The 7986-nt window shown below is 64.2% G+C and carries 8 protein-coding genes; 2 read left to right on the top strand and 6 right to left on the bottom strand.

Annotated features, from left to right (window positions below):
• Positions 1-156: 156 nt before the first annotated feature.
• Positions 157-798, top strand: a complete 642-nt coding sequence (locus VQ044_RS22940; protein WP_327649833.1) for a ferric reductase-like transmembrane domain-containing protein — start codon at positions 157-159, stop codon at positions 796-798.
• Between the two features lie 54 nt (positions 799-852).
• Positions 853-1989, top strand: coding sequence for a potassium channel family protein (locus VQ044_RS22935; RefSeq protein ID WP_327649823.1), 1137 nt, complete (start codon positions 853-855; stop codon positions 1987-1989).
• A 173-nt stretch (positions 1990-2162) separates the two neighbouring features.
• Here the strand turns inward: VQ044_RS22935 and ltnD are convergent, their stop codons facing one another.
• The 6 genes from ltnD to VQ044_RS22905 all read right to left on the bottom strand — a co-directional run bounded on the left by ltnD (position 2163) and on the right by VQ044_RS22905 (position 7810).
• Positions 2163-3056 carry an L-threonate dehydrogenase gene (gene ltnD, locus VQ044_RS22930; RefSeq protein ID WP_327649825.1) on the bottom strand — a complete coding sequence of 298 codons (894 nt, stop codon included), beginning with the start codon at positions 3054-3056 and terminating at the stop codon, positions 2163-2165.
• 81 nt (positions 3057-3137) lie between these two features.
• On the bottom strand, positions 3138-3920 hold the full coding sequence (locus VQ044_RS22925) for a hydroxypyruvate isomerase family protein (RefSeq protein WP_327649827.1): 783 nt from the start codon (positions 3918-3920) through the stop codon (positions 3138-3140).
• Positions 3920-4567, bottom strand: a complete 648-nt coding sequence (gene otnC / locus VQ044_RS22920) for a 3-oxo-tetronate 4-phosphate decarboxylase (RefSeq protein WP_327649829.1) — start codon at positions 4565-4567, stop codon at positions 3920-3922. Before otnC ends, VQ044_RS22925 begins: the two co-directional genes overlap by 1 nt.
• The gene (otnK, locus tag VQ044_RS22915; RefSeq protein WP_327649830.1) at positions 4557-5822 is read right to left on the bottom strand and encodes a 3-oxo-tetronate kinase; all 1266 of its coding nucleotides are present in this window, start codon (positions 5820-5822) and stop codon (positions 4557-4559) included. The genes otnC and otnK overlap by 11 nt, the downstream gene beginning before the upstream one ends.
• A gap of 150 nt (positions 5823-5972) precedes the next feature.
• Positions 5973-7256, bottom strand: a complete 1284-nt coding sequence (locus VQ044_RS22910; RefSeq protein WP_327649831.1) for a TRAP transporter large permease — start codon at positions 7254-7256, stop codon at positions 5973-5975.
• On the bottom strand, positions 7253-7810 hold the full coding sequence (locus VQ044_RS22905) for a TRAP transporter small permease (RefSeq protein WP_327649832.1): 558 nt from the start codon (positions 7808-7810) through the stop codon (positions 7253-7255). The genes VQ044_RS22910 and VQ044_RS22905 overlap by 4 nt, the downstream gene beginning before the upstream one ends.
• Between the last annotated feature and the right edge of the window lie 176 nt (positions 7811-7986).

Raw genomic sequence — 7986 nt, 5'->3', positions numbered from 1 at the left:
GGCGTCACATTCACAGACGGCGTCGCCACGCAGGGCGCCGACAACCGCGCCGCTTGATCAAGCCGCGTCACCCAAAATCGGCCATAGCTCGGAGAAGCACGCTTGACGATGCAATTCGGGTTGGACTGGAAAAAGCGACACGGTGGAACGCTTGTCGTGGGGGTCTTGCTGACCTGGCTGTTCTTGTTGTCCCGGCCGGAGTGGTCGCCGATGCATCAGTGGAACAGGGCGCTGGCTGACACCTCGCTGGTGATGGTCGCTTCGTCGATGGCCATCGGCCCGCTGTCCCGCCTATGGACGCCATTTCGTCGGGCCATCCCCTGGCGGCGTGAGTTCGGCGTCTACGGAGTGGTTCTGGCTTTCGCCCATGCCGTGTTTATCCTGATCGGATGGGTGAATCTCGATCTCATGCGGCTGATCGGCTACGAGTTCCATCCGCAATTGCTGCGCTACGTGATGCTTCAACACGGCTTCGGCCTGGCGAATATCATCGGCATTGTCGCGCTGGTCTACGCTGCAATTCTTGCGGTGACCTCCAATAATGCCAGTCAGAGACTGCTGGGAGGGTCGGTGTGGAAGTTTGTCCAGCAGGGTACCTATGTGCTGTGGTGGCTTTCGGTCGCGCACACAGGATATTTTCTCTACCTCCATTTTCAGGACTTCCATCGCCCGACGCCCGAGCCCAATTGGGCGCAGTGGCCATTCGCAATCCTCGTGCTTTCCCTGATGGCCTTGCAGACGGCGGCCTCGTTGCGCACATGGCGCGTCAAGAACAGACCGGCCCTGTCGCTGTCCTAGCGACGAGGTTTTCGGGCATCGTTCGGACCATGCGGGAGCGCTCGAGATAACGGAATGGGCGAAGACGACCCGCGACCATTGCCCTGCGTCACCCGGGGCCAATATGGGCTCGGATCCGCGACCGATGCGCCGTTAAGCCATAAGCGTTATCAGGTGGCTCGTGCCGGTAATGGTTATATGAACGAAACGATGACTGTTCTGCTCATTTTGGCTGGTGGCCTGCTGGTGGTGATCACCACTACAGACGCCATTGGCGGGTTCTTTCGGATCGGCGCCAGCGCGGGGCTTCTCACCCGCCCCGTCGAAGATCTTGTCAGCAAGGTTGTCCTATGGTGGGTGCGGCGGTCCGAAAATCGGAGCCAGCTGAATCTGTTGGGGGCCTATTGCGTAGTCACCCGCACGGTCGTGAGCGTGACGGGGCTCTGGATCGGCTGGAGTCTGATCTATATGTCCTCGCCGGAGGCGGTCGTCACCGCGACGTCAGAGATTGTCGCAGAGACGCTCGAACGCTTTTACTTCGCGGGGTATACAGTTTCGACGCTGGGCCTCGGCGATTTCAAGCCGGGCAACGATACGTGGCGCCTCGTTACGACCGTCACGTCGCTGTCCGGTTTCATGTTTCTGACCTTCTTGGTCAGTTTTCTGGTGACGATCTCGAGCCAGATCTCGGAGCGGCGGTCGCTGGCGATGATCATCACGGCGGCGGGCGATGGCCCGTATGCGATCCTTGATCGTTATCGTCAGGACGACGCTGTCGATCTCAGCCCGCTGTTGAGCATGATCGCGCTGCCGCTGATCAAGACCGCCGAGGCCAGCACGAATTTGCCGCTGCTGCATCGATTTCATTCCGCTGACACGATCGCATCCTATGCCGTGGCGATCGCGAGACTCGACGAGACGCTGACCATACTGGAGCATGGCTGCAAGGGCGGCGAGCACCCCCAGATCGCGCTGGCGCGACACGGCATCGATATGATCGTCGATACCCTTCCGGATGGGGGGCGAAACCACGACGAGGCGGCGTCGCCTTCGTTGGCGCCATTGCGGAAGTCCGGCCTCGATTGCGCATCCGACGAAGAATTCGACCGCGCGACGTCGGAAGAGTCCGTGCGGTATCGTCGCAATCGGCTGAAGAACATGGTCGAGACACTCGGATTTTCCTGGCACCGGGATGTCTACCAGGGTCTGTAGCGCACCTCCGAGCCCATTCCGGCGGTATGGCGTGATCGGACGCAGGTCGCGGCCTAAACCGGGTGTCGATAGGCCTGCCGGTCGGTCTGGCGGTTTCGCCGCAGGCGATCCATCTGTTCGACAAGGCCAGCGAACAGCGTATCAACTGACGATAGCCGCGCCGCGGAAGAGGCTCAATCGCCCGATTTCTTCGGCAGGTCGATGCCGGCGAAAGTCTTGATGACGGCGCTGTCGGCTTCCTTGCCGTAGCCGGCGTTGCTGGCGTTGAGATACATCGCATAGGCGGTCGAGGCGAGCGGCAGCGGGAATTGGAGCGACCGGCCGGTCTCGGTCACCAGCCCCATGTCCTTGACGAAGATGTCGACCGCCGACATCGGCGTGTAATCGCCTTCCACGACGCCCTTCATGCGGTTCTCGAACATCCAGGAATTGCCGGCCGCGTTGGTGACGACGTCGTACATCAGATCGAGCGGGATGCCGGCGCGGGACGCGAGCGCCATCGCCTCGGCGCCGGCCGCGATATGGACCCCGGCGAGCAGCTGGTGGACGATCTTCACCGTCGCGCCGAGACCGATCGTCTCGCCTATATTGTAGACCTTGGCCGCGATTGCACCGAGCAGGGGCTCCAGCGCGTCGAAGACGTCTTGCGGCCCGGCGGCCATGATCGTCATCTCGCCGGTCTCGGCCTTCGCCGCCCCGCCGGAGACCGGCGCGTCCAGCATTTTCAGGCCGGCCGCGCGCAAATCCTCGTCGAAGCGGCGGGCATCGTCGGGCGAGATGGTCGCGGACACCACGACCGGCGTCCCGGGCTTGAGAAGCGGCGCGATGCCGTTCGCGCCGAACAGCGCGTCCCGGCACTGGGCGGCGTTGACCACCAGAAGCACGACCGCATCGAGATCGCCGGCAAAGGCCGAGGCGTCCTGGCCGACGCCGGCGGCTCCCGCCTGCTCGAGCCGCTCTAAGGCGGCGGGGGACAAATCGACGCCGTAGACCGTCAGTCCGGCCCGCAGGGCGGACAGGGCCGCTCCCATCCCCATCGAGCCGAGGCCGATGAATCCCACCTTCATTGCCGCCAATGCGCCCTCCCATCACCTGTTTCATGAGCCTTGGCGGACAACACGTCCGCTTCGGCAATTCAGGGCTGCTGCCTAAGGCTTGCCTGATCCGCCGGCGCGAAGCGACGCCATCCAGCCGAACCCCTCGTCGGTCGTGCCGCGCGGCCGGTATTCGGCGCCGAAAAAGCCCGCATAGCCGAGCGCCACGATGGCCGGCAGCAGCCGCTCATAGGCAAGTTCGCCCTCGTCGGGCTCGGCGCGGGACGGAACGGCGGCGATCTGCACATGGCCGATCTGGGCCCGGTGGCGCTCGAAGCGGCGGATCAGATCGCCCTGCATGATCTGGGTATGGTAACAGTCGAACATGATCTTCAGTTCGGGCCGGCGAAGACGCGCGACGATCGCCGCCGCCTGCTCGATTTCGAAGAGAAAATAGCCCGGCGCATCGCGGTGGTTGATCGGCTCGATGAGCACCATCATGTCGTGTTTGGCGGCGCGGTCACAGGCATAGGCGAGGTTCTTGTCGAATGTTTCGCTCGCGCCTTCGACCCCTTGGGTTTTTCCGGCCATGACATGGACGGCCCCGACGCCGATCTTGGCGCCGTAGTCGAAGGCCTCGTCGATAGCCGCCCGGGCTTCCGTCTCCCGGCCGGGCACGGCGGCAAGGCCGAAATCGGTCGCGCCGCCCTTGCGGGTGTTGAGGCCGAGCATTGTCAGGCCGGTCTCCTCCAGCGCCCGCCGAACGGCCGCCGCGTCCTCGTCATAGGGCCAATGACATTCGACGGCGTCGAAGCCGGTCGCCTTCGCGCGGACGATCGCTTCGGGAAGCGACAGTTCGGTCCAGAGGAACCCGAGATTGGCGGACAGGCGGATCATCAGGACCACTCCACGTCGAAGGCGGTGACGACGCCGGCGATCTGTTCAGGTGTCAGCTGGCGCGGTTGCAAGCCGCGGGTCAAAAGCGCGAGACGCGCCGTCTCTTCCAGTTCCTCGACGGCATAGACGGCGGCTTCCAGATCCTTGCCGGCGACGACCGGACCATGATTGGCCAGCATCACCGCCGAGCGGCGCCCGGCGAGCCCGCGGATCGCGTCGCCCGTGGCCGCATCGCCGGGCAGAAAATACGGCAGCAACTGTACCTTGCCGAGCCGCATGATCGAATAGGCGGTGAGCGGCGGCAGCATATTGTCCCTGTCGATGCCCGGCAGCATCGAAAGGGCGACCGAGTGGGTCGAGTGAAGATGCACCACCGCGCCGGCGGTCGAGCGGGTGTCGTAAAACGCCCGGTGCAGCGGCATTTCCTTCGTCGGCTTGTCGCCCTCGACGAGCGTTCCGGCCGCATCGAAGCGGCTGAGACGGGCCGGATCGAGCCGGCCAAAGGAGGCGCCGGTCGGTGTGACCAGCAGGCCGCCATCGGGCATCCGGACCGAGATATTGCCCGAGGCGCCGTGGGTCAGGCCGCGATCGTAGATCGAGCGCGCCAGTTCGCAGACCGTCTCGCGAAGCCGTGCCTCAGACGTCATGATGCTCGCCTTTCAAGACACCCAGCGCGGTCTGGAAGAAATCCGCGTCGCCGAAATTGCCCGACTTCAGGGTCAGCCAGAGTGGCCGGTCCGACGCCTTCACGGCCGGGACGCCCGGCGCGATCTCCGGACCGATGGCAAGGGCGGAGAGGCCGAGACCCTCGACCACCGCGCCCGACGTCTCGCCCCCCGCCACGACCAACCGCGTGACGCCGGCCGCGCATAATTGGCGGGCGGTTTCGGCGAAGAACTCTTCAAGGCGCGCGGCGAGCGCGTCCCGGCCGAAATGCCGCTGCGCCGCCTTGACCGCTTCCGGGTCGGCCGAGGAGTAGATGAGCGGAACGCCGTCGGTCTGTTCGAGTGCCCAACCGACCGCGCCGTCCGGCGACTGCTCGCCCGCCATCACCCGCTCCGGCACGATTTCGAGGGCAGGGGAGGTCTTGGCATAGCGAGCGACCTGCGTCCGCGTCATGGTCGAGCATGAGCCGGACAGGATCGCCGCCGGGCCGTCCGAGCCGATCCAGGTGGATGGCTCCGACGCAAGCAGGTTCTCGGCGCGGAAATTGTCCGGAAGGCCGAGAGCGATGCCCGAGCCGCCGGTCAAAAGCCGCAGGTCCTTCGCGGCGGCTCCGATGGCCATAAGATCCGCGTCGCGGATCGCGTCGACCACCACCACGGGACGGCCGGCGGCCGCTTCGGCGGCCATCGCGTCCATGATCGCCGGGCCACCTTCAAACACCGTTGTCGCGGCGACGTGCCCGACACCCTGTTTCGTCTGCGGCGCCAGCCAGCGGCGAAGGTCGGCATCCGTCATCGGCGTCAGCGGATGGTGTTCCATGCCGCTCTCGCTGAGCAGCCGATCGCCGACGAAGAGGTGTCCTTGATAGATGCTGCGCCCTGTCGCCGGGAAGGCTGGACAGACGATCGTGCGGTCCGTCCCGAGGCGCTGCATCAGGGCATCGATCACCGGCCCGATATTGCCGTCCGGCGTCGAATCGAAGGTCGAGCAATATTTGAACAGGAACTGCCGGCAGCCTTGGGCGACCAGCCAGTCGAGCGCTTCGAGCGACAGCGCCACCGCCTCGGCCGGGGGAATCGTCCGCGACTTCAGCGCGACGATTCCGGCCTCGACGCCCGGCTCGGCGGGGCCACTCGGCACACCGGAGAACTGCGTCACCCGCATGCCGCCCTTGGCGAGGGTGTTGGCAAGGTCGGACGAGCCGGTGAAGTCGTCCCCTATGCAGCCGAGCAGCATCGTCCCCCTCCTCTGTCGCCAATTTCGGCAATGTATACCGTAGAGAGGCTAACTACCGCGTCTTGGCCGCTCGTGCCAAGCCTTGCGGTGAAGGAAGTTTCGGCGCCCAGGATCGAAGCAATTCCTTAACGAAAGCGGGCGACGGATTCGTTACTCGTAGAAGACGTCGACCAGCGACAGCGAGACCGCCGGCACATAGGTGACGAGGATCAGGATCAGGACCAGAACGCCGATGAACGGCAGGTTCGTCTTCGTCGTCTTCCAGATGTCGGTGCGGGCGATCGAGCAGGCCGTGACCAGCACGCTGGCAACCGGCGGGGTTTGCTGGCCGAGCGCGATGTTCAGCGTCAGCAGGATGCCGAACTGGATCGGGTCGATGCCGATTTCGTGGACCAGCGGCATGAAGATCGGCACGGTCAGGATGATCGCGGCGGCACCGTGCAGGACCATGCCGACGAACAGGAGGAAGACGTTGATGATCATCAGGACGAGGAACTTGTCGGTCGTCAGCGTGGTGATGCTGGCGGCGAGCCGCTGCGGCATTTCGGTCTCGGTCAAATAGAGGCCGAGAACAGCGGACGTGGCGACCAGCAGCATGACGACGGCGGTCTGGATCACGCCGTCTATCAGTGAGAGATAGAGCTTTTTCAGATTGATCTCGCGATAGATGAAGCCGCCGATGAGCAAGGCCGCGACGACGGCGAGACCGGCGCCTTCGGTGGCGGTAACGAAGCCGCCGAAAATGCCGCCAAGGATGATCACCGGCAGGATCAGAGCCCAGGCGGCGTCCTTGGTTGCGCGCCAGAGGCGGCAAAGGCTGAAAGCCTCCTCGCGCGGCAGGTCGTAGCGAACGGCGAAATAATATGAGAGCGCCATCATCGAAAAACCGCCGAGCAACCCCGGCACGATGCCGGCGACGAACAGCCGGACGATCGAGGTGTCCGACAGTGCGCCATAGAGGATCATCGGGATCGATGGCGGGATGATGATGGCCAGCGAGGCGGAGGACGAGGTGATGGCGGCGGCGAAGCGGGGCGAATAGCCCTTCTTCTTCATCGCCGGGATCAGCACAGAGCCGATCGCCGCGACATCGGCGACGGCCGAGCCGGAAATTTCGGCGAAGAACAGCGAGACGCCGACATTCACCATCGCCAGGCCACCGCGCAGGAAGCCGATCAAAGCGGAAACGAAGGTGATCAGTCGCTGCGAGATGCCGCCGGTGTTCATCAGCGCGCCGGCCAGAATGAACAGGGGAATGGCAATCAGCGGAAAGCTGGTCGCGCCGTCGAAGATCGACAGCGCCGCGTTGAGAAAGCCGAGATAGCCGTTCAGCATGAACACGCCGACCAGGGCGCTGGCGAGGATCGCGACAGCAATCGGCAGGCCGATGGCGATCAACACGAACATCAACAGGAGGATGAGCGCCTCGGTCATTTCGGCTCTCCGGCGCGCATGGCTTGGAGTTCGGTTTCGGCACGGGCGATCTCGGTCTCGATCTCGCGCTGCTCCGGATCGAGGCCTTCCTCGACGTCCCGATAGCGTTCGGGGAGAGTGAGAAGGCGCGCCAGGATAATCAGCCCGGCGCTGATCGGCAGGATGCTCTGCACGAAACTGCGGGGAACGAACCGGACGGAGATCAGCGTTTCATTGCCGAAGATGTCGAGAATCGCCCAACCGGCCCAGCCGATCACCGCGAAGACGACCAGGAAGATCAGTTCGACGACGACGAACAGAACCGTGCGGCTTGGCCGCGGCAGCGCGAACAAGAGCCCGCTGAAGCCCAGATGCGCGTTCCGCATCGTCGCCAGCGCCGCCCCGGAAAAGGTGATCCAGGCGAGCAGCACCGAGGCGATCTCGTCGTACCAGATCAGCGAATTGCCGGAATAGCGAAACGTCACGCCCAACAGAACGACCCCGGTGAGGACGATGAGCAGGAACAACGTCACGGCTTGAAGGGCGATGTCGAGCCAGCGGGCGAGCCGGGACATGGGCGGTCTTCCAAGAAAGGCATGTGAGACGGTTGACGAGCGAAATACGGGGGCCGACTTCGCCGGCCCCCGTATTGTGTGACGGTCCTAGCATTACAGTTGCTCTTTGGATCTGAGATGCGCTTGTCGAGCTGCGGCTTGGTGGGCGCGTCGCCAAGTTGACCAAGCAATGACGT

The sequence above is a fragment of the Aurantimonas sp. C2-5-R2 genome, assembly GCF_036549495.1.
Taxonomy (GTDB): Bacteria; Pseudomonadota; Alphaproteobacteria; order Rhizobiales; family Rhizobiaceae; genus Aurantimonas; species Aurantimonas coralicida_A.
The sequence above is the reverse complement of the archived record's forward strand: the minus strand, read 5'-3'. Positions and strand labels throughout refer to the sequence as shown.

Excerpts from the sequence above, each read along its gene's own strand:
- VQ044_RS22910 (WP_327649831.1), bottom strand. The coding sequence starts at position 7,256 with ATGACCGAGGCGCTCATCCTCCTGTTGATGTTCGTGTTGATCGCCATC.
- otnK (WP_327649830.1), bottom strand. The coding sequence starts at position 5,822 with ATGCTGCTCGGCTGCATAGGGGACGACTTCACCGGCTCGTCCGACCTT.
- VQ044_RS22935 (WP_327649823.1), top strand. The coding sequence starts at position 853 with ATGGGCGAAGACGACCCGCGACCATTGCCCTGCGTCACCCGGGGCCAA.
- ltnD (WP_327649825.1), bottom strand. The coding sequence starts at position 3,056 with ATGAAGGTGGGATTCATCGGCCTCGGCTCGATGGGGATGGGAGCGGCC.
- VQ044_RS22905 (WP_327649832.1), bottom strand. The coding sequence starts at position 7,810 with ATGTCCCGGCTCGCCCGCTGGCTCGACATCGCCCTTCAAGCCGTGACG.
- otnC (WP_327649829.1), bottom strand. The coding sequence starts at position 4,567 with ATGACGTCTGAGGCACGGCTTCGCGAGACGGTCTGCGAACTGGCGCGC.
- VQ044_RS22925 (WP_327649827.1), bottom strand. The coding sequence starts at position 3,920 with ATGATCCGCCTGTCCGCCAATCTCGGGTTCCTCTGGACCGAACTGTCG.